Origin of the sequence: Sphingomonas sp. FARSPH (assembly GCF_003355005.1) — a bacterium.
In the GTDB taxonomy this organism is placed as follows: domain Bacteria; phylum Pseudomonadota; class Alphaproteobacteria; order Sphingomonadales; family Sphingomonadaceae; genus Sphingomonas.
In genome coordinates this window covers 2,386,044-2,406,592 of record NZ_CP029985.1, presented here as the reverse complement: position 1 = coordinate 2,406,592, position 20,549 = coordinate 2,386,044, and the positions used below count along the sequence as shown (strand labels likewise).

General features: G+C 69.2%; 20 protein-coding genes. 2 read left to right on the top strand and 18 right to left on the bottom strand.

Annotation, left to right across the window (positions count from 1 at the left end; all coding sequences use genetic code 11):
- Window positions 1-86: 86 nt before the first annotated feature.
- The 18 genes from ftsA to DM480_RS11405 form a co-directional block, all read right to left on the bottom strand.
- Entirely contained in the window at window positions 87-1,349 is a 1,263-nt protein-coding gene (ftsA, locus tag DM480_RS11490) for a cell division protein FtsA (RefSeq protein ID WP_115379155.1), read from the bottom strand.
- A complete protein-coding gene (locus tag DM480_RS11485; protein WP_115379153.1) occupies window positions 1,349-2,314 on the bottom strand; it encodes a cell division protein FtsQ/DivIB in 966 nt (321 codons plus the stop codon). Before DM480_RS11485 ends, ftsA begins: the two co-directional genes overlap by 1 nt.
- On the bottom strand, window positions 2,311-3,252 hold the full coding sequence (locus DM480_RS11480; RefSeq protein ID WP_115379151.1) for a D-alanine--D-alanine ligase: 942 nt from the start codon (window positions 3,250-3,252) through the stop codon (window positions 2,311-2,313). Before DM480_RS11480 ends, DM480_RS11485 begins: the two co-directional genes overlap by 4 nt.
- A 148-nt stretch (window positions 3,253-3,400) precedes the next feature.
- The gene (murB, locus tag DM480_RS11475; protein WP_232833976.1) at window positions 3,401-4,303 is read right to left on the bottom strand and encodes a UDP-N-acetylmuramate dehydrogenase; all 903 of its coding nucleotides are present in this window, start codon (window positions 4,301-4,303) and stop codon (window positions 3,401-3,403) included.
- Window positions 4,300-4,500 carry a hypothetical protein gene (locus DM480_RS11470; RefSeq protein ID WP_115379149.1) on the bottom strand — a complete coding sequence of 67 codons (201 nt, stop codon included), beginning with the start codon at window positions 4,498-4,500 and terminating at the stop codon, window positions 4,300-4,302. Before DM480_RS11470 ends, murB begins: the two co-directional genes overlap by 4 nt.
- Complete coding sequence (gene murC / locus DM480_RS11465; RefSeq protein ID WP_115381226.1) at window positions 4,497-5,912, bottom strand: UDP-N-acetylmuramate--L-alanine ligase; 1,416 nt, start codon at window positions 5,910-5,912, stop codon at window positions 4,497-4,499. Before murC ends, DM480_RS11470 begins: the two co-directional genes overlap by 4 nt.
- Window positions 5,912-7,066: an undecaprenyldiphospho-muramoylpentapeptide beta-N-acetylglucosaminyltransferase gene (gene murG / locus DM480_RS11460; RefSeq protein ID WP_115379147.1), complete on the bottom strand. Its 1,155-nt coding sequence runs from the start codon at window positions 7,064-7,066 to the stop codon at window positions 5,912-5,914. Before murG ends, murC begins: the two co-directional genes overlap by 1 nt.
- A complete protein-coding gene (locus DM480_RS11455) occupies window positions 7,051-8,292 on the bottom strand; it encodes an FtsW/RodA/SpoVE family cell cycle protein (RefSeq protein WP_115379145.1) in 1,242 nt (413 codons plus the stop codon). The genes murG and DM480_RS11455 overlap by 16 nt, the downstream gene beginning before the upstream one ends.
- Window positions 8,292-9,587 (bottom strand): UDP-N-acetylmuramoyl-L-alanine--D-glutamate ligase, encoded by a 1,296-nt coding sequence (gene murD, locus DM480_RS11450; RefSeq protein WP_115379143.1) that lies wholly within the window; start codon window positions 9,585-9,587, stop codon window positions 8,292-8,294. The genes DM480_RS11455 and murD overlap by 1 nt, the downstream gene beginning before the upstream one ends.
- Window positions 9,584-10,654, bottom strand: a complete 1,071-nt coding sequence (gene mraY / locus DM480_RS11445) for a phospho-N-acetylmuramoyl-pentapeptide-transferase (RefSeq protein WP_115379141.1) — start codon at window positions 10,652-10,654, stop codon at window positions 9,584-9,586. Before mraY ends, murD begins: the two co-directional genes overlap by 4 nt.
- A gap of 1 nt (window position 10,655) precedes the next feature.
- Window positions 10,656-12,026, bottom strand: coding sequence for a UDP-N-acetylmuramoyl-tripeptide--D-alanyl-D-alanine ligase (locus DM480_RS11440; protein WP_115379139.1), 1,371 nt, complete (start codon window positions 12,024-12,026; stop codon window positions 10,656-10,658).
- Between the two features lie 145 nt (window positions 12,027-12,171).
- Window positions 12,172-13,587, bottom strand: coding sequence for a UDP-N-acetylmuramoyl-L-alanyl-D-glutamate--2,6-diaminopimelate ligase (locus DM480_RS11435; protein WP_115379137.1), 1,416 nt, complete (start codon window positions 13,585-13,587; stop codon window positions 12,172-12,174).
- 10 nt (window positions 13,588-13,597) lie between these two features.
- The gene (locus DM480_RS11430) at window positions 13,598-15,313 is read right to left on the bottom strand and encodes a peptidoglycan D,D-transpeptidase FtsI family protein (RefSeq protein ID WP_115379135.1); all 1,716 of its coding nucleotides are present in this window, start codon (window positions 15,311-15,313) and stop codon (window positions 13,598-13,600) included.
- Window positions 15,310-15,990, bottom strand: coding sequence for a hypothetical protein (locus tag DM480_RS11425; protein WP_115379133.1), 681 nt, complete (start codon window positions 15,988-15,990; stop codon window positions 15,310-15,312). Before DM480_RS11425 ends, DM480_RS11430 begins: the two co-directional genes overlap by 4 nt.
- A complete protein-coding gene (gene rsmH / locus DM480_RS11420) occupies window positions 15,987-16,958 on the bottom strand; it encodes a 16S rRNA (cytosine(1402)-N(4))-methyltransferase RsmH (RefSeq protein WP_115379131.1) in 972 nt (323 codons plus the stop codon). The genes DM480_RS11425 and rsmH overlap by 4 nt, the downstream gene beginning before the upstream one ends.
- The gene (locus DM480_RS11415; protein WP_115379129.1) at window positions 16,951-17,454 is read right to left on the bottom strand and encodes a division/cell wall cluster transcriptional repressor MraZ; all 504 of its coding nucleotides are present in this window, start codon (window positions 17,452-17,454) and stop codon (window positions 16,951-16,953) included. Before DM480_RS11415 ends, rsmH begins: the two co-directional genes overlap by 8 nt.
- Window positions 17,455-17,750: 296 nt before the next feature.
- On the bottom strand, window positions 17,751-18,002 hold the full coding sequence (locus tag DM480_RS11410) for a hypothetical protein (protein WP_115381224.1): 252 nt from the start codon (window positions 18,000-18,002) through the stop codon (window positions 17,751-17,753).
- A 100-nt stretch (window positions 18,003-18,102) separates the two neighbouring features.
- Window positions 18,103-19,071 carry a cysteine synthase A gene (locus tag DM480_RS11405; RefSeq protein ID WP_115379127.1) on the bottom strand — a complete coding sequence of 323 codons (969 nt, stop codon included), beginning with the start codon at window positions 19,069-19,071 and terminating at the stop codon, window positions 18,103-18,105.
- Between the two features lie 164 nt (window positions 19,072-19,235).
- Between DM480_RS11405 and DM480_RS11400 the strand changes: the two genes are divergently transcribed.
- Both DM480_RS11400 and DM480_RS11395 read left to right on the top strand, forming a co-directional pair.
- On the top strand, window positions 19,236-19,619 hold the full coding sequence (locus tag DM480_RS11400; RefSeq protein WP_115379125.1) for a hypothetical protein: 384 nt from the start codon (window positions 19,236-19,238) through the stop codon (window positions 19,617-19,619).
- A gap of 140 nt (window positions 19,620-19,759) precedes the next feature.
- On the top strand, window positions 19,760-20,476 hold the full coding sequence (locus tag DM480_RS11395) for a ParA family protein (RefSeq protein WP_115379123.1): 717 nt from the start codon (window positions 19,760-19,762) through the stop codon (window positions 20,474-20,476).
- Window positions 20,477-20,549 lie beyond the last annotated feature (73 nt).

Below are 20,549 nucleotides of genomic sequence, written 5' to 3'. Positions count from 1 at the left end.
CCCTACCGGTGAATACTGACCGGGGTACTGATTAACCCTTTTGCCTCAACGATTGGTATGGTGCCACCGAAAATCGTCATGCAAAATCAATAATTGGCGCGCGCCGCCTGGATCAGCTTGCGCACCATGCCCAGCCCCTTCTGCCGATGCACCGTCTGCGGCTGCGGCGCGACGCCGCGCAGGTCGATCGGATCGGACGCGGCGTAGAAGGCAAGACCGGCCAACGTCGCGAACGCGGGACCACCATGCGCCTCCGGCAGCGCGGTCAGCCCGCGCGGACGGCCGATGCGCACCGAGCGGCCGAGTGCCTGCTGCGCGTAATCGGCGACGCCCTTCAGCTCCGCACCGCCGCCGGTCAGCACGACCTGGCGCCCGACCGGCCCCTCGAACTTCAGCTGCTGCAGCGCCTTGCGGATCTCGCCCATCTGATGCTCCAGCCGCTGGCGAACGATGCCGATCAGCTGCGCCTTGGTGATCTGCATGCCGCCATGCGCGTCGTCCTCCGCGGCGATCGGCACCACCGGGATCATCTCGTGATTGTCGCGCGGGGAGGCATTGGCCGAACCGTGGAAGCATTTCATCCGCTCCGCCTGCGCGCGGCGGGTGCCGAAGGCGGAGGCGATATCGTCGGTGATGTCCTGCCCGCCCATCGGGATCGAGCACAGGCCGACCAACATGCCGCCCGCGAACAGCGAGACGTTGGTGATCCCGGCCCCCATTTCGACCAATGCGACGCCCAGTTCACGCTCCTCTTCGGACAGGCAGGCAAGGCCGGTCGCGACCGGCGCGGCGATGATCGACTTCACCTCCAGGTGCGCGGAACGGACGCACAGGTCGAGGTTGCGCACCGGCGAGCCATCCGCGGCGACGACGTGGATGTGCACGCCGAGGCGATCGGCATGGAGGCCGAGCGGCTTCTTGACCCCGGTGAGGCCATCGAGCGTGTAGAGTGCGGGCTGCGCATGCAGCACCATCCGCCCCTGCGGATCGATCGAATTGCGCCCCGCCGCCAGCAACGCATCGATGTCCTGCTGCTCGACGCGGTGCCCGCCCAGCTCGAACTCGACCTCCGCGACGTCGCTGACGAGGCCGCCGGCGGAAAAGCCCACCCAGACGTTCTCGATGTTGATGCCGGCGATCCGCTCCGCCTGCTCGACCGCTTCGCGCACCGCCGCCTCGGTCGCGCCCATGTCGGCGATATAGCCGCGCTTGACGCCGCGGCTTTCGCGCTGGCCGGTGCCGAGCACGATCAGCTCGCCGCCGTCGCCCTTTTGCGCGATCATCGCCGACACCTTGGACGACCCGATGTCGAGCGCGGTGATGAGTCCTTCCGGTGTGACCTTCGCCATTATCCCTCAGCCCCCTGAGTCGACGCTACCGTGTGCGTTTTCGTTGCCGGCGCCGTCGCCTCCGCCGGTTGCGTCGCACCTTCGCCGATCTGGCTGGGATCGGGAAGAGCGTGCACGAGGCTGGCATCCGGACGCCGCACGACCAGCTTCGCCGGATCGCGCATGTCGAAGCGCACCCAGCCCTTGCCGAGCAGCGGCCGCGCGCCGTCCAGCTCGGCGAACTTGAGCAATGCGGCGGCCGCGCCGTCTTCGGGCAGCGCCAGCGTCTCGCCGGTGTCGAAGGTCAGGTCCCAGCGGCGATTGCCGATCCACGTCGCCGCCTTGATCCGCGGCTTCAACGCGGGCGCGGCGGCGATCAGCGCCTGATATTGCGGTTCCTGCCGGTCGGCGCCGGGGCCGATGACCAAAGGCAGATCGGGCATCGCGTCGACGCGCACCGGTTCCAGCAGCACGCCGTCCTTATCGATCAGCGTCAGCTGGCCATTGTCCTGCCACACCGCCGCCGGCGCACGCTCGACGATGTCGATCAGCAACGTGTCGGGCAGCCGGCGCGACACGTGCGCGTCGGCGATCCATCCGTAGCGCAGCAGCTTTTCGCGGACCGCCTCGAGATCGACGAGCGGCATTGCGCGGCTCTGCTGGTCGAGCGCGACGGCGTAGACGCTCATCCGGTCCATGCGCTTGAGGCCCGTGACCTCGATCTGCTCAACGCGGAACCCCGCGCGCCCCGCGCCTTCGGCGAGCGCGCTGCCGATCATGCCGGGGATACCGATCCAGGTGAGGATCGCCAGCGCGCCCGCGACGCCGGCGCCGGTAATCGTCCAGGTCGCCGCCTTGCGGATCGTCGCCTCGCTGACCGGCAACGCCCCGACCGCACGCTCGAACAGCCCGACCTTGCGGACGGGCTGTTTCTTGCGCGGGGCGGGGCGGCGCGGCGGGGTTCCGCGCTTGATCGTGCGGCTCATCCGTCGCGGCCCCGCGCGTCGGCGAGCGCTTCGTCCACAATCGCCTGCACCAGCTGTTCGTAGCTCATGCCGATGTGGCGCGCCTGTTCGGGCACGAGGCTCAAGGGCGTCATGCCCGGCTGTGTGTTCACCTCGAGCAGGAACAGGCCGTCGACGCCGCGTTCGTCGTCCCAGCGGAAGTCGGACCGGCTCGCGCCCTTGCAGCCGAGCAGGCGATGCGCCTCCAACGCCAGACGCTTGCACGCATCCGCTATAATGTCGGGGATGTCCGCAGGGCAGACGTGCTCGGTCAGACCGTCGGTATATTTGGCGTCGAAGTCATACCAGCCGTTCTTGGGCTTCAATTCGGTAACGCCCAGCGCGCGATTGCCGAGCACCGCGGTGGTCAATTCGCGGCCGCGCACATAGGGTTCAGCGAGCAGTTCGTCGAACTCCTGCCACGGCCCCGCGACATCGCGGCCGATCGGATCGCCGTAATTGCCGTCTGCGGTGACGATCGCGACACCGACCGACGATCCTTCGTTGACGGGCTTCAAAACATAGGGCCGCGCGATCGGATCGGCTTCGAACACGTCGGCGGACTTGACGACGCGGCCGCCCGGCATCGGGATGCCGGCGGGGACGAGCGCCTGCTTGGTCAGCACCTTGTCGATCGCGATCACCGAGGTCGCGAGGCCCGAATGGGTGTACGGGATGCCCATCAGGTCGAGCATGCCCTGCACCGTGCCATCCTCGCCGGGCGATCCATGCAATGCGTTGAAGACGAGGTCGGGCTTCGCCTCCGCAAGGCGCGCGGCGACGTCGCGACCCATGTCGATCCGCGTGACGCGATGGCCGTTCGCCTCCAGCGCGTCGGCGACGCCGGCGCCCGACATCAGCGACACCGGGCGTTCGGCAGACCAGCCGCCCATCAGCACGGCGATGTGGAGGGCGTTCATGCGCTCCTCCCCGGCACGGGGAGGTGGCACGCCGAAGGCGTGACGGAGGGGCAGCCAAGCAGGACCAGCGCAGGTGGCTGCCCCTCCACCACCAGCCTGCGGCTGACGGTCCCCCTCCCCGTACCGGGGAGGAAATGGTCGCTTCCGCTCACGCGCGCACCCCCACCCGCTGGATTTCCCACTCCAATGTCACCCCGGAATGCGCCTTCACCTTGTCGCGTACCTCTTCGCCCAGGGCCTCGATGTCGGCGCTCGTCGCCGTGCCGAGGTTGAGCAGGAAATTCGTATGCTTCTCCGATACCTGCGCATCGCCACGGCGCAAGCCACGACAGCCGGCGGCATCGACCAGCGCCCAGGCCCGGTGCCCGTCCGGGTTCTTGAACGTCGACCCGCCCGTCTTCGCGCGCAGCGGCTGCGACGCCTCGCGCGCGGCGGCGATCCGGTCCATCTCCGCCTGCACCGCGGCGGGTTCGGCGGGATGGCCGCGGAAGGTCGCCGCGACGACGATCGCGCCCGCGGGCAGCGCGCTGTGGCGATAGGTATAGCCCAGATCGGCGAGGGTCAGCGTCCGCCGCGCGCCCGAACGCAGCACGACGTCGGCGTCGACCAGCACGTCCTTCACCTCGCGGCCATAGGCGCCGCCGTTCATCCGCACGAACCCGCCGACCGTGCCGGGGATCGAGCGCAGGAACTCGACCCCGCCGATCCCCGCATCGCGCGCGGTCGAGGAGACAAGGATGCCGCTCGCCCCGCCGCCGCAGCGTAGGGTCGTCGCATCGCGCGCCGCGACCTTCGCGAACGCCTTGCCCAGCCGCACGACGACGCCCGGCACGCCGCCGTCGCGCACGATCAGGTTGGAGCCGAGCCCCAGCGCCATCACCGGCACCGCGGGGTCGAGCGCGGCGAGAAACGCCGCCAGATCATCCTCGTCCGCCGGTTCGAACAGCCATTCGGCCGCGCCGCCGGCCTTGAACCAGACGAGCGGCGCGAGCGGCGCATCCCGCGTCAGGCGGCCGCGGACGGACGGCAGGGTGATCTCCGCCGTCGTCACCAAGGCCCGACGCCCCACAACCGCATCCACGCCTGCACCGCGGCCACGTTCGCCTCCGCGGCCTTGCGCGTCGCCTCCTGCACCTGGACCAGCGCCTCGCCGGCGCCGACCGCATGGCCGCCCGCATCCAGCGTGCGGCGCTGCGCATCGAGCATCTGCTTCTGGAACCGGATGCCCGCATCGAACCAGTCGTTCATCGCTTCGCCTCAATCGCCGCGGCCAGTCCGGCCGCCCATTTGGTGATGTCACCCGCGCCGAGGCAGACGACCATGTCGTCCGCCTGGATCGTCCCGGCCAGCTCGGCCGCCAGCGCGTCCGCATCCGCGATCACCGCGGCGGAGCGGTGGCCGCGGCGCTTCAGCCCTTCGACCAGTGCCTCGGCGTCGACGCCCGGCACGGGCGCCTCGCCGGCGGCATAGACCGGGGTCACGAGCACGCGATCAGCGTCGTTGAACGCGGTCTGGAAATCTTCCATCAGATTGCCGAGGCGCGAATAGCGATGCGGCTGGACCACCGCGATCACGCGTCCGCGCGCGCCCTCGCGCGCCGCGGCGAGTACCGCGCGGATTTCGACCGGGTGATGGCCGTAATCGTCGATCACCGTGACGACGCCGTCGCCGACCCCGACCTCGCCGACCTTGGTGAAGCGGCGCTTGACGCCGCCGAACGCCTCGAACCCGCGGGCGATCGTCGCATCGTCGATGCCGAGTTCGAGCGCGACGCCGATCGCGGCGAGCGCGTTCTGGACGTTGTGGCGGCCAGGCATCGGCAGCTCGATACTGTCGATCGTCCGCACCGATCCGTCGCGCTGGCGCACGACGCAGGCGAAGCGGTTGCCGCCCGGCACCGGCGTCACGTCGACGCCGCGAATGTCCGCCTGCGCGGAGAAGCCATAGGTGACGACGCGCCGGTCACGCACCCGCGGCAGGACGTTCTGCACCTCCGGATGATCGAGGCACAGCAGCGCCGCGCCGTAGAAAGGCACGTTCTCGACGAACTCGACGAACGCGTCCTTGACCGCATCGAAGCTGCCGTAATGGTCGAGATGCTCGGGATCGATGTTGGTGACCACCGCGATCGTGCCGTCGAGGCGCAGGAAGCTGCCGTCGCTTTCGTCCGCCTCGACGACCATCCAGTCGCTCGCGCCAAGGCGCGCGTTCGAGCCGTAGCTGTTGATGATGCCGCCGTTGATGACGGTGGGGTCGACCCCGCCCGCGTCGAGCAGGGCGGCGACCATGCTGGTCGTCGTGGTCTTGCCGTGCGTACCCGCGACGGCGACCGTCTGCTTGAGGCGCATCAGTTCGGCGAGCATCTCGGCGCGGCGGACGACGGGGATGCGGCGTTCGAGCGCAGCCTCGACCTCCGGATTGGAGCGGGTGATCGCGGTGGAGGTGACGACCACGGCGGCATCCGCGACATTCTCCGCGGCGTGGCCGATCGTCACCGCGATCCCCTTGTCGCGCAGGCCCTGCACGACATAGCCCTCGGCGACGTCGGAGCCCTGGACCGTATAGCCGAGGTTTCTCATCACTTCAGCGATGCCGGACATGCCGATGCCGCCGATCCCGACGAAATGGATCGGCCCGATATCGGTATGGACGCCGCGGATCATGCGTAGGCTGCCCTGGCGACCGGCTTGCCGACCGGCAGGCGCGCCAGCGGCGCATCCAGGCTTTCGACCAGATCGGCAAGGTCGCCGACCGCGTTGGGGCGCCCGACACTCTTCGCGCGCGCGGCAGCGTTTTCGAGCGCGGCGGGGTCGAGCCCCAATTTCTGCATCTGCTTGGCCAGTTCCTTGGCGGTGAAATCGGCTTGCGCGATCGTGCGCGCGCCGCCCGCCCTGGTCATCTCGCGCGCGTTGGCGGTCTGGTGGTCGTCGGTCGCGGACGGCAGCGGCACGAGGATCGCGGGGCGCCCCGCCGCGGTCAGCTCCGCGATCGTCGACGCGCCGGCGCGACCGATCACCAGATGCGCCCAGGCGAGCTGTTCGGGCATGTCGGGCAGGTAGGTGGCGAGCTCCGCCGGGATCTGATGCTCGGCATATTTGGCGCGCACCGCGTCGATATCCTCGATCCGCGCCTGTTGCGTCACCTGCAGACGGCGGCGGAAGGTGACGGGCAGCATCGCGAGGCCGTGGGGCACGACCTTGCTCAGCACGCTCGCCCCCTGGCTGCCGCCGGTAACGAGGACGCGGAAGATGCCATCCTCTTCCAGCAGCGGATAGGGCTTGGCGCGCAGGGCCAGCACCGTCTCGCGTACCGGATTGCCGACGAGATGGACCTTCGCCGCCAGCCGCTCGGGCAGCCGCGCGGTGTCGGCATAGGAGGTGGCGATCGCCCCCACGCGGCCTGCGACGACGCGATTGACGCGGCCGAGCACCGCGTTCTGCTCGTGCACCGCGGTCGGGATCTTCTCCGCGAAGGCGGCGAGCAGCGCGGGGAACGCCGGGTAGCCGCCGAAGCCGATCACCGCGGCAGGCTTGAACGTGCGATAGAGTTCGCGCGCCATCGCCCGGCCGCGCAGCATCTCGCGCACCGCGCCCATCCAGCCCAGCGGCTTTTTCAGCTGGAAACGGCCGGCGGGCAGGACGTGCGTCTGGATGCCGTCGAACAGACCGGGGAAGCGCACGCCGCGCGCGTCGCTGACCAGCGCGACGCGATGGCCACGCTTCGTCAGTTCCGCGGCCAATGCCGCGGCGGGGACCATGTGCCCCCCCGTACCACCGGCGGCGAGAACGTAATGCTTGCTCAATTCGAACCCCATCTCACCACATAGGGACTACGCGTCAGGAACGGGTTGCGCCGCGTGAAGGCGAGCAGCAGCCCCATACCGATCGACAGCGCGATCATCGACGACCCGCCATAGCTGATGAAGGGCAAGGTCATGCCCTTCGACGGTGCGAGGCCGGTGTTGACCGCCATCGACACCAACGCCTGCGCGCCGAATTGCACGGCGAGGCCCGAGGCGGCAAGCAGCTTGAACTCGTCCTGTTCGTCGAGCAGCTTGACGAACACGCGCACGACGATCGCCAGAAACACGATCGCGATGATCGAACAGGCAATCAGGCCGAATTCCTCGCCGATCACCGAATAGATGTAATCGGTATGCGCCTCGGGCAGGCCGAACTTGGCGGTGCCTCCGCCAGGCCCCGTGCCCGTCCAGCCGCCCGCGGTGATCGTCGCATGCGCCGCGTTGGTTTGGAAATGGTCGCTCGCGCCCTCGCCCTCCACGCCCGGAAACAGGAAGGCGTCGATCCGCGCGCGCGCCGTGCTGTAGAACATATAGGCCGCGGCGAGGCCGACGGGCACCATGCCGACGATCCCCGCCAGCACGCGCATCGGCGTGCCCGCGATCATCAGCAGCGCCATCCACACCGTGCAGAAGATCACCGTCTGCCCGAAATCGGGCTGCAACATCAGCAGTACCGCGACGATCCCCGTCATCGCACCGGTGATGAGCACCGTGGGCAGCTCCTGTTCCTTGACCTTGAGCGACAGGACCCAGGCGACGGCGACGATGAACAGGGGTTTGAGGAATTCGGACGGCTGGAACTCGGCGATGCCGACGCCGATCCAGCGCCGCGCGCCATTGTGCACCGCGCCGATGAACGGCGTGACCGCGAGCAGGAAGGCGAAGAGCGCCGCCCCGCTCAGCGCCAGCCGCCGCGCGGTGGCGACGGGCAGCATCGACACGCCGAACAGCACGGGCAGCGACACGCCGACCCACATCAGCTGGCGCCAGAAATAATAGAGCGGCGCGAATTTGTGATGCTCGCCCGAATAGCGCACCGCGGTCGCCGGACTCGCCGCCGCGACCGCGACCAGCCCGATCGCGATCAGGAACAGCGTCAGCAGCAGCAGCATCCGGTCGATGTCCCAGAACCAGGTGCCGAGCGGCGAGCGGTCGCCGCGGCCGCCGCGCCGCTTGACCTTGGCGATCAGCGTGTCGCGATCCTGCGCGCCCGCGCCGGTATCCGTCCGTGTCGCCATCAATCCAGCGCCTCCACCGCCGCCCGGAACGCCGCCCCGCGCGCCTCGTAGTCGCGGAACTGGTCGAAGCTAGCACAGGCTGGCGACAACAGCACGGTTTCTCCGGGCCTGGCGGCGGCCGCAGCGTGGCGGACGGCGGCGGCGAGGTCGCCGGCCTGCTCGACGTGGGGGACCTTGGGGGTCAGGATGTCGGCGAAAAGCTGGGCCGCCTCGCCGATCGTATAGGCCGCGACGACCCGATCGAAATAGGGTGCGCAGGCGTCGAGGTCGTTCCCTTTGCGCTTACCGCCGACGATCCAGTGGATGCGTTCGAACGCACCGAGCGCCGGCGCGGCGCTTTCCGGATTGGTCGCCTTGCTGTCGTCGACGAAGGTGACGCCGTTGCGTATCGCGACCCGCTCCATGCGGTGGGGGAGGCCGGTGAAGGTGCAGAGTGCCGCTTCAATCGCGTCCACCGCGACGTTCAATTTCGCGCCAACGATCATCGCCGCCACGGCATTCTGGGCGTTGTGCGGCCCCTGTAGTGAAGGCCAGTCGGCGGCGCTGGCCACGGGATCTCTGCCCACCACCACGACGTGCTCGTTACGCGCGGACAAACTCTCGGCAATGCGATCCGACGCCTGATCGCCAACACCGATCACAACGTCGTGTTCGGCAGACTGCATCGCAAACAGCCGTGCTTTGGATGCGGCATATCCCTCAAACCCATCGTACCGGTCGAGGTGATCGGGCGTGATGTTGAGCAGCACCGCCACATCGCAATCGAGCGTCTGCGTCAGGTCGATCTGGTAGCTAGACAGCTCCAGCACATAGACCCCGCCCGCCGGCAGCGGCTCCTGCTCCAGGATCGGCAGGCCGATGTTGCCGCCCATCAGCGTCGGTACGCCCGCGGTCTTGAGGATATGGTGGACGAGCGCGGTGGTCGTCGATTTGCCGTTGGTGCCGGTGATGCCGACGACCTTGTGCGGCGGCAGTTCGGCCCGCGCCTGCGCGAACAATTCGATATCGCCGATAATCGGCACCCCCGCCGCGCGCGCCTGCGCGACCAGCGGATGCGTGTTGAGCGGCACGCCCGGCGACACCACCAGCCCCGCCGCGCCAGTGAGGTCGAGCAGGGCCGGATCGTGGACGATCACGCCATCGATCGCCTCTGCCCGCTCCCGCGCCGCCGGATCGCTGTCCCACGCCACGACATGCGCGCCCGCCGCGGCGAGCGCGCGTACCGTCGCCATGCCGGATCGCGCGAGGCCGAGTACGGCGTAGCGTTGGCCCTTCCAGGCGTTGGAAAGGATCACCGCAATTTCAGCGTCGACAGGCCGGCGAGCGCCAGCACCAGGCTGATGATCCAAAAACGGATCACCACGGTCGGCTCGCTCCAGCCCAGTTGTTCGAAATGATGGTGGATCGGCGCCATGCGGAATACGCGCTTGCCGGTGCGCTTGTAGAAGAACACCTGGATGATGACGGAGAGCGCCTCGACCACGAAGAGGCCGCCGACGATGCCGAGCACGATCTCGTGATGCGCCACCACCGCGATCGTGCCGAGCGCGCCGCCCAGTGCAAGGCTGCCGGTGTCGCCCATGAACACCGCCGCCGGCGGCGCGTTGAACCACAGGAAGGCGAGGCCCGCGCCAATCACCGCGCCGCAGAAGATCGCCAGCTCGCCCGCGCCGGGCACGTGCGCAATCCCCAGATATTCGGCGAACTTCACGTTGCCCGCGAGATAGGTGATGATCGCGAAGGTGACGCTGGCGATGATGACCGGCATCGTCGCCAGCCCGTCGAGCCCATCGGTCAGGTTCACCGCATTGCCGAACGCGACGATCGTGAACGCCGCGAACAACGGATAGGCGTAGCCGAGGTCGAGATACATGCGGTTGGTGAACGGCAGGTAGAGGTGCGGCCCGTTCTGCCCCATGATGATCCACGCCGCGATGCCTGCGATGGCGAATTCGAGCAGCAGGCGCGTGCGGCCGGACACGCCTGCGGTGCTCGCCTTGCGCACCTTGTCGTAATCGTCGAGGAACCCGATCGCGCCGAAACCGAGGGTCACGAACAGGCACGCCCAGACGAACGGGTTCGCCATGTCCATCCAGATCAGGATCGACAAGGCCATGCTGGTCAGAATCATCAGCCCGCCCATCGTCGGCGTGCCGCGCTTGGCAAGGTGCGTCTGCGGCCCGTCGGCGCGAATCGGTTGCCCCTTGCCCTGACGCACCCGCAGCCAGCCGATGAAGCGCGGGCCGATGATGAGGCCGATGAACAGCGCCGTGGCGATCGCCGCCCCGGTGCGGAAGGATTGGTAACGGATGAGGTTCAGCAGCCCCGTGAACTTCAGGTGCTCGGCGATCCAGTACAGCATTTCAGGTAATTCCGCCCCCCAGGCCCGCGACCAGCCGCGACAGCCCCACGCCGTTCGATCCTTTGACGAGTACCGCGTCACCGGCGCGGGCGATATCCCGAAGGCGGCCCAGCGCGGTCGCGGCATCGGGCACATGGACGACATCGACGCGCCCCTCAAGGGCCTTGGCGAGCGGCGTCATCGCTTCGCCGACGAGCAAAGCCGTTTCGACGCGCGCCGCGCAGACGGGGTCGGCGAGCCCGGCGTGATAGGCGGCCGAATCGTCGCCCAGCTCGCGCATCTCGCCCAGCACCGCCAGATGCCGGCCGGCTTCCTGCGCCAGCACCGCGAGCGTCGCGCGCATCGAGGCGGGATTGGCATTGTAGCTTTCGTCGATGACCAGCATCTCCCCGCCCGCCGCCGGCGCGAGGAAGCGCAGCCCGCGCCCGGCGAGGCCGCCCATTTCCGCCAGCGCAAGGCCCGCAAGGCCAAGGTCGGCGCCCGCCGCATCGACCGCCGCCAGCACCGCCAGCGCGTTCGACACCCAGTGCATGCCCGGCTGCGACAGCGTAAAGGACAATTCGTGCGCGCCGATCCGGGCGGAGACGAACGTGCCGCCGGTCGGCAACCGCATCGCCTCCAGCGCGTGCACGTCGGCGTTCCTGTCGAGGCCGAAGGTCACGATCCGCGCGGCATGCGGCCGCGCCGCCGCGATCAACCGGTCGCGATGCGGGCTGTCATAGGGGACGATCGCCGTGCCGCCCGCCTCGAGCCCCTGAAAGATCTCGCCTTTCGCATCCGCGATCGCGCCTTCGTCGGGGAAGAAGGCGGTGTGCGCGGGGGCGATGGCAGTGACGATGGCGACGTGCGGACGGACCAGACGGGTCAGCTGCGCCAGTTCGCCCGCATGATTCATCCCCATCTCGAACACGCCGACGCGCGTGTCGCGCGGCATCCGCGCAAGGCTGAGCGGTACGCCAGTGTGATTGTTGTAGCTTTTGACTGAACGATGCACCGCGCCCGGCATCGACCTGTCGAGCGCGGCGAACAGCGCCTCCTTCGCGCTCGTCTTGCCGACCGATCCGGTAACGCCGATGACGACGCCCGCCATCCGCGCGCGCGCCGCCCGGCCAAGGTCGCCCAGCGCCACGAACGTATCCGCGACGCGGATGTGCGGGTGGGCCGTTTCCTGCGCCACGATCGCCCCCGCCGCGCCTTGCGCGAACGCCTGGTCGAGGAAGCGATGGCCATCGGTGCTTTCGCCCGTCAGCGCGACGAACAAGTCGCCCGGCCCGACCTCCCGACTGTCGAAGGCGACGCCGGTGACCGCGAAATCGGCCGAGGCGATGCCATGGGTGGCAGCGGCGATCTCGGCGGCGGTCCAGAGGGTCATCCTAGCCTCCCCGGTACGGGGAGGGGGACCATGCGAAGTATGGTGGAGGGGGTTGTCCAGGAAGGTTGCGTTGCGTGGGACGCCCCCTTCGTCAGCGCTTCACGCTGCCACCTCCCCGTACCGGGGAGGATAAGGCGCCCATCCCTCATGCCGCGCATTCCCGCGCGACGGTAACGTCGTCGAACGGCAGCACGAGGTCGCCGACGATCTGTCCCTGCTCGTGCCCCTTGCCCGCGATCAGCACGATATCCTGCGGGCCCGCCGCGCGGATCGCGGCATCGATCGCCGCGCGACGATCGCCGATCTCGCGCAGGCCGGGCGATCCACGCAGCACCTGCGCGCGAATCAGCGCCGGATCCTCGGTGCGCGGATTGTCGTCAGTGACGATGGCTATGTCGGCCTGCGTGCCCGCGACCTGGCCCATCGTCTCGCGCTTGCCCGCGTCGCGGTCGCCGCCCGCGCCGAACACGACGATCAGCTTGCCGCCGGCATGCGGCTTCAGCGCCGCGATCGCCGCCTCCAGCGCGTCGGGCGTGTGCGCGTAATCGACGTAGACCGGCGCGCCGCTCTTCGCGATCGCCGCCCGTTCCAGCCGCCCGCGCACGGGTTGCAGGCGGGCAAGGTCCTCGATGGTCTTCGCCGCGTCGCCGCCCGTCGCGATCACCAGCCCGGCGGCGACCAGCGCGTTCGCCGCCTGATATCCGCCGATCAACGGCAAGGTGACGCGATGCTCGCGCCCATCCGCCTCGATCGTCAGCCCCTGCCCCAGCAAGGTCGGATCGCGCCGCACCAGCCGCAGCGTCGCGCCGCGCTCGCCCACCGTCACCAGTCGGTTGCCACGCGCGCGCGCCAGGTCGACGACGCGATCCGCGTGGATATCGTCCGCCCACACGACCGCGGTGCCGTCCGCATCCAGCACCTCGGAAAACAGCCGCAGCTTGGCGGTGAGATACGCCCCCATGTCGCCATGATAGTCGAGGTGATCGCGGCTAAGGTTGGTGAAGGCGGCGGCGGTGACGCGCAGGCCCTCGGTGCGATATTGCGTCAGCCCGTGGCTCGACGCCTCGAACGCGACGTGCGTCACGCCCTCGCGCGCCAGGCCGGCGACATTCGATAGGAAAGTGACGACGTCGGGCGTAGTGAGGCCGGTGGTGACGCGCTCGTCGGCGGTGGTCACGCCCAACGTCCCGATCGAGGCCGCGTGGTGACCCGCCATCCGCCACAATTGGCGCGTCATCTCGACGGTCGAGGTCTTGCCGTTCGTGCCCGTCACCGCGACCGCCGTTTCGGGGAAGGGCGCGAAGAAGGCGGCGGCGAGCCGGGCGAAACGCTCGCGCGGATTGTCGTCGTGGATCGCCAGCGCGCCGTCTACCGCGACGCCGGGCCGCACCACGACGGCGATCGCGCCGCTGCGCACCGCATCGGCGATGAAATCCTCGCCGTTCACCCGCGCGCCCTGAAACGCGCCGAAGATCGTGCCGGGCGCGACCTTGCGATGATCGATCGCAAAACCGGTGACGAGCGCCTGCTCGTTACGACCGGTCAGCTGGCCCAGCCTCATGCGCCGCGCCTCAACGGCCGTCGACCGGCGGCGCGCTCGGGTCCTGCCACAAGGTCGGGGTGATATCCGACACGTCGATGTCCCGCCGCTCGTCCGGCACGACACCCAGCATCGCGCCGACCCGCGCGATGGTGCGCCCGACCACGGGCGCGGCGTTCCAGGCTGCGGTCTTCCACCCGCCAGTCTCCTTCGTCCCCTGCGGCGAATCGAGCATCGCCAGCACGACATAGCGCGGCGCATCCATCGGGAAGGCCGCCGCGAACGTCGCGACGTTGCGCGACCGGTCGTAACCGCCCGCCACCGCGGCTTCCGCCGTACCCGTCTTGCCGCCGACGCGATAGCCCGGAGCGTCACCCTTGCGCCCCGTACCGCGCAGCACGATCAGGCGCAGCATCTGGCGCATCCGCGCGCTCGTCGCCTCGCTGATGACACGGCGACCCTGCGGCGCCTGGCCCGGCGAGATCTTCATCAGCGTCGCCGGCCGCCAGATCCCGCCATTGACCAGCGCGGCATAGGCGGACGCAAGATGCAGCGGCGTCACCGCGATGCCGTGGCCGTAGGCGGTCGTCATCGTCGTCGTGCGCGCCCAATAGGTCGGCCAGAGCGGACGCCCCTTCTCGCGCAGCTCGATATCGGGCTTGGTGTCGAAGCCCAGTTTGCGGAACATCGCCTGCATCCGTTGCGGCCCGACCTCGTCGGCGACGCGTGCGGTCGCGACGTTCGACGAATAGATCAGCGTTTCCGCCATGTTGAGCCAGCGCTTGGGGTCGCCGCGCTCGTCATGGATGGTGAAGCGGCCGACCTGAAGCGGGTGCGTCGCGTCGAACCGGCGCGTCATGTCGGTGACGACGCCATTGTCGATCGCCGCCGCCATCGTGATCGGTTTGAACGTCGAGCCCAGCTCGAACACGCTTTGCGTCGTGATGTTGCGCAGCTCGTCCGACCCCGCCTTGCCAACGCGATTGGGGTTGAACGTCGGCAGCGACACCATCGACACGATCTCGCCAGTATGGACGTCGAGGACGATGCCGCCCGCAGCGCGCGCGGAAAAGGTCGTCATCGCGCGGCCGAGCTCGCTTTCCAGCGCCGCCTGGACGCGCGTGTCGATCGACAGCGCCACGGGCTGCCCGGCCTTGGCGGGATCGAGCAGCCGCTCGTCGAGCACGCGCTCCATGCCGCTCATGCCGTGGCCGTCGGTCGACAGGAAGCCGAGCGCATGCGCCGCCAGCGTCGATTGCGGGTAGAGCCGCTGCGTCTCGCGTGCGAAGACGATCGCGGGTTCGCCGATCGCATTGACTTGCTCGACCAGCGCGGGGCTGGCACGGCGTTGCAGATAGGTGAAGCTGACCGGCTTGGTCAGCTGCGCGTAGAACCACGCCTGGTCGCCGCGGTCGGGCATCAGCGCCGCGAGCCGCGCGGCGATCTCCATCTTGTCGCCCAGCACCTTTTGCGGATGTACCGCGATCGTCCACGCGTCGATCGTCCGCGCGAGCGGCGCGCCGTTGCGATCGACGATGTCGCCGCGCGCCGCCAGCGCCGCGGTGCGCGCCTGCGCTTCCTCGCCCGAAAACACGCCGAGCATCGCCAGCCGCCCGATGACCACCGTCACCGCGGCGGCGAACAGCAGCATCAGCATCATGAGCCGGGTATGGCTGGTCGCCACCAGCGCCTGGCGCTGGCCGGCACCGCGACGCTGGGATGCGGGACGGGCGACGATGACGGTCACCGTTTGCGCGCTTCGCTGCGGGCACTCGACAGGATTTCACCTAGCGTCGTGTCGGACAACAGCTTCTTGTCGAGCATCGCCACCGCCTGCGGTCGTACCTTCGCCACCGCCGCCGCGCCGCGCGCCGCCTCGTCGAGCCGCGCGATCATCCGTGCGCTCTTCTCGACCGCGACCGCCTTGATGACGGTGGGCGCGGCTGCGGCGACCTTGCTGGTCGGGATCACCGCGCGCGCCGCCTTGGGCAGAGCGGCGGCGACCTGTACGATCGCGGGCGCCGGGGCGGGGGCAGCGGTGGGCGCGGTCAGCACGGGCATCGACAGCGAGGGCACGACGAGCGCGGCGGTACGGATCGCGCCGTCCTGCTGCTGGCCGGGCATCCCGCCGGCGGCGTCCAGACTGGCGAGCGCCTGTTCGTCGGGGACGAACTGGCCCGCGACCGGCGCGGCGAGCGCCAGTGTCTCGCCGTTCCACTTCTCGAGCTGGGTCAGGTTGGCGCGCGTGTCGAACTCGGTCTCCAGCGCACGGATGTCGCGCTGCGCCATGTCGATCTTGCGGTCCATGCCCTCCAGCTTCTTGCGCTCGGCGGCGACCTGCAGCGACACGAGGTAAAAGCCCAGCACGACGGCGACACAGCCGCCGAACCAGCCGATCCCCTTCAACCGATACGCCGCCGTCATACACCCACCTCCTGTTTGCTGCCCGCCCCCGGACCCATGCCTTGATTGAAAGCGCCGCGATCCCACGCCGGGGCCGCGGTTCGCGTCGCGACCCGGAGCGTCGCGGAGCGCGCGCGCGGGTTACGCGCCAGCTCCGCTGCACTCGCGCGGATCGCCTTGCCGACGCGTTCGAACGTCGGCGCCTGGCCTGCCGCCGTCTGCGGCAGGTGACGCGAGCCGCCGGGCACGTTGCCCGACCGTTCGCGCAGGAACCGCTTCACCAGCCTGTCCTCGAGGCTGTGGAACGTGACGATCGCCAGCCGCCCGCCGGGCTTCAGCACGCGTTCCGCGGCGGCAAGACCGTCGACCAGCTCGTCCAGCTCGCGGTTCACGTGGATACGGATCGCCTGGAAGGTCCGCGTCGCCGGATCCTTCTTGTCGTGGGGCCGGTGGCCCAGCGCCTTGCGCACCACCGCCGCCAGCTCGCCCGTACGGGTCAACGGCCGTGCCGCGACGATGGCGCGCGCCACCCGGCGCGACTTGGGCTCCTCGCCATAATGATAGAGGACGTCGGCGATCGCCTCTTCGTCGGCGGTGTTCAGGAAGTCGGCGGCGCTCGGCCCTTCCTGGCTCATCCGCATGTCGAGCGGCCCGTCCGCCTGAAACGAAAAGCCCCGCCCCGCCTGGTCGAGCTGCATCGACGAGACGCCGATGTCCATCGTCAGCCCGTCGACGGGCGCGTCGATCGCGCTTTCCAGCGCGGAAAAGTCGCTGTGGACCAGCGTCAGCCCCGCGATCCCCGCGGCGCGACCGGCGGCGATCGCGTCGGGATCGCGGTCGAACGCGATGACGCGCGCGCCCGCCGCGATCAGCGCGCGCGTGTAGCCGCCCGCGCCGAAGGTCGCGTCGACCATCACGTCGCCCGCGACGGGCGCGAGCCCGGCGACGACCTCGTCGAGCAGGACGGGGATATGGGGCGCGTCAGTCAAGCGCGATCCCCTTTTCCTGGCAATAATAACGGCAGGCCGCGACCATCTGCGGCGCGATGCCGGGCGTCGACAGCAGGGTCCTGGGGTCCCAGATCTCGATATAGTCGAGCGTCCCCCAGAAGAAGGCGTGCGCGCCGATATTGGCGTAGAAACGCGGGAAGCCGGGCATGATGAACCGGCCGGAGCCGTCGAAGGGCACCGCCTCGCCGTTCGCGCCGCCGCGCTTGATGTTATGGTCGATCTTGCCGTCGATCCCGCGCGACAGCGCGACGCGCTCGTTCAGCTCGCGCTTCAGCTCGGCGATATAGGCAGGGTCGTAGGCGACGAGACAGGGCTGATCCTCGTGCGCGGCGACGATGACGGTGCCGCCGTCCTTGCCGTCGGCGCGGGGCGCATTCTCGGCGAGCGTCGAGCGGAGCGCGTTGGGGATGGCGACCCGCCCCTTGTCATCGACAAGAGCAAGCCCGCTTCCCTGATAATTGCCCCTTTCCGTCACGCCCGTCTCGCACCCTGGCGCGCATGACGTCACCTTTTCGAAAACGGGCCATCGCCCGCTTTCGACCGGCCTTGCGGCTACACAAAGATGACACCTGCCCCGCTGTTGACTGGTGATACCAACAGCCAACCGGGGACGCAACGGGATTTTCGGGGAAAGGCGGGGAAATGACCCCTGTTCACCTCAATTGCCTGGCTGACGCTCTCTCGCCTGCCGAACGGGAGCAGGCGGAATCACTCGGGAATCCCCCATGCCGGCGCGCGAATGGCGCGCCGTCCCCGATTTTCCCCGGATCACTACCGGGTCGCCTGACTGTTGCTGGTGGAGGGCGCGACGCCCAGTTCGGCGAGCGGCTCGCCCGAAGCGTCCGCCGCCGCGGCCGCGCTGCCGGTGTTGGTCAACGCCATGTTGGCGACGACGTCGTGCTGCGCGGAGCCGGCGGTGGCGATCGGCCTTTCGTGCGTGGCGGAGCGCAGGATCGCGCTGGCGATCGCGATGAGCAGCACGACCGCGACCAGCCCGATCAGGCCGACCTTGACCCGTTGCACGGTCTGGGAATGTTCGCGCGCCGCCTTCATCTCGTCGCGCGGGTGTAACGCCTCGGCACGCGCTTGTCGATCAGCTGCGCCGACGCGGCGATGCGCGCGATCAGGAAAGCCCCTTCGCGGTGCGCCAAGCCGGATCGTAAAGCGTCGAGAGGTAGCGGAAGCCCGTGTCGCACAGGATCGTCGCGATCCGCTTGCCCGGCCCCAGATGCTGCGCCAGCCGTACCGCGCCGGCAACGTTGATCCCCGACGACAGGCCGAGGCACAGCCCCTCCTCCGCCAGCAGCCGCCGTACCCAGTCCCATCCTTCCTGGTCGGAAATGCGGAACTGCGTGTCGACTGGCGCGCCTTCGAGATTGGCGGTGATCCGCCCCTGCCCGATCCCCTCGGCAACGGACGATCCCTCGCTGCGCAATTCGCCGCAGGCATAATAATCGTACAGCGCGGCGCCGTGGGGATCGCTGAGCGCGATGCAGACGCGCTCGTCTTTCGCCTTCAGGCCCAGGCCGACGCCCGCGAACGTGCCGCCCGTACCCACCGCGCAGGTGAAGCCGTCGATCCGGCCTTCCATCTGCGTCCAGATCTCCTCGGCAGTGCCGGTGATGTGCACGCGGCGGTTGGCGACATTGTCGAACTGGTTCGCCCACAAGGCATTGTCGCGCTCTTCGGCGATGCGGCGGCTGGTGTGGACGAAATGGTACGGCGAGGCATAAGGCGCGGCGGGCACGAGCACGAGTTCCGCGCCGAGCGCGCGCAGCGTGTCCATCTTCTCCCGGCTCTGCGTCTCCGGCATGACGATGATCGTGCGATAGCCCTTGGCGTTGGCGACCAGCGCGAGGCCGATACCGGTATTGCCCGCCGTCCCCTCGACGATCGTGCCACCGGGGCGCAGCAGGCCGCGCGCCTCCGCATCCTCGACGATGCCCAATGCGGCGCGATCCTTGATGCTCGCGCCGGGATTGGCGAATTCGCACTTGCCGAAAATGTCGCACCCCGTCGCCTCGCTCGGCCCCTTCAGCCGCACGAGGGGCGTGTTGCCGATCAGGGCGAGGGTGTCGGGAAGGCTGTGCATGACCCGCTAGATGGCGCGCGCCGCGCGTACGGGCAAGCGCCGCGTCGCGCGATGCAGGGGGCAGTTCGCCTTGGCCCCCGTGAAGTTCGGCTTCGTACGATATCGCAATGCGGCAAAACCGTGCTTGACGCTGTGCGCTCGTATACGCAAAGCGTCGCGCCATCATGAAGAGCGCCATCCTCCCCGCCGTCGCCGCGCTGCTCGCGCTGGCCGCCTGCAACAACAAGCCGGCCCAGCCCGAGGTCGTCGACACCAATCCCGATCCGATGGCGACGCAGCTCGCCAATCGCCCCCCCGTCGAGCTGCCGCCGGCGATCAAGGCGGACAAGACGTTCCGCTGCAAGGACAACAGTCTGCTGTACGTCACCTTCTTCGACGGCGACAAGCTGGCCTTCGTGCGCACCGAAAAGACCGGCGCGCCGAACCGCCTGACCGCGCCCAAGGCCGGCGACCCGCTGACCGCGGACGGCGGCTGGAAGCTGACCGGCAATCCGTCGAACATCACGATCACCCGTCCGGGCAAGGGCACGCTGACCTGCAAGGCGTAAGCCGCCGCGTCGATCCGTTCGATGTTAGTCCAGCCTGATCGGGGCCGGTGGAGCGATCCGCCGGCCCCTTTCGCATCCGGTAATCCCGCGATGCGCTCGGGCGCTCGACGCCGCGGGATACGTCCGATACGGTCGCCGGCATGGCGACGATCGCGGTCTATAGTTCGAAAGGCGGGGTGGGAAAGACGACGCTGGCCGTCAACCTCGCCTGGTGCGCGGCGACGCTGTCGCACCGGCGCACCTTGCTATGGGACCTCGATCCGCAGGGGGCGAGCAGCTGGATCATGGGCGACCATCCGACCCGCACCGCCGACCGCGCGCAGGCGATCTTCACGCGCGATATCGACGCCGCCGGCCAGATCCGCGCCACCGCGGTCGAGCGGCTCGATCTGATCGCGGCGGATGCCTCCCTGCGCAATCTCGACGTCCTGCTGCATCGACTGGGCAAACGGGGGCGCCTCGGCAAGCTGATCGGCGGGATCGGCGACTACGACCATGTCGTGCTCGATTGCCCGCCCGGCCTTACCGAAACCAGCGAACAGGTGATCCGCGCCGCCGACCTTATCGTCATGCCCGTCGTCCCCTCGCCGCTCGCGCAGCGCGCGCATGACGAGGTCGTGCGTCATCTGGGCGGCAAGGTTCCGGTGCTGCCCGTCCATTCGATGGTCGACCGGCGCCGGCGCCTGCATGCGGACGCGCTCGCCGCGCAGCCGGACTGGCCCGCGATCCCGATGGCGAGCGCGATGGAGGCGATGGCCAGCCGCCGCCGCCCGCTCGGCGTCTACGCCCCGCGCACCGCCGCCGCGCAGGCGCTGGCCGCGCTGTGGACGACGATCGAGCGGCGCCTGTCAACCTGATCCGGGCGCACGCGTTTCACGCCACTGCAATCGATTTTACCCGATAGGGTCACACGCCGATCCTATCGCCCAG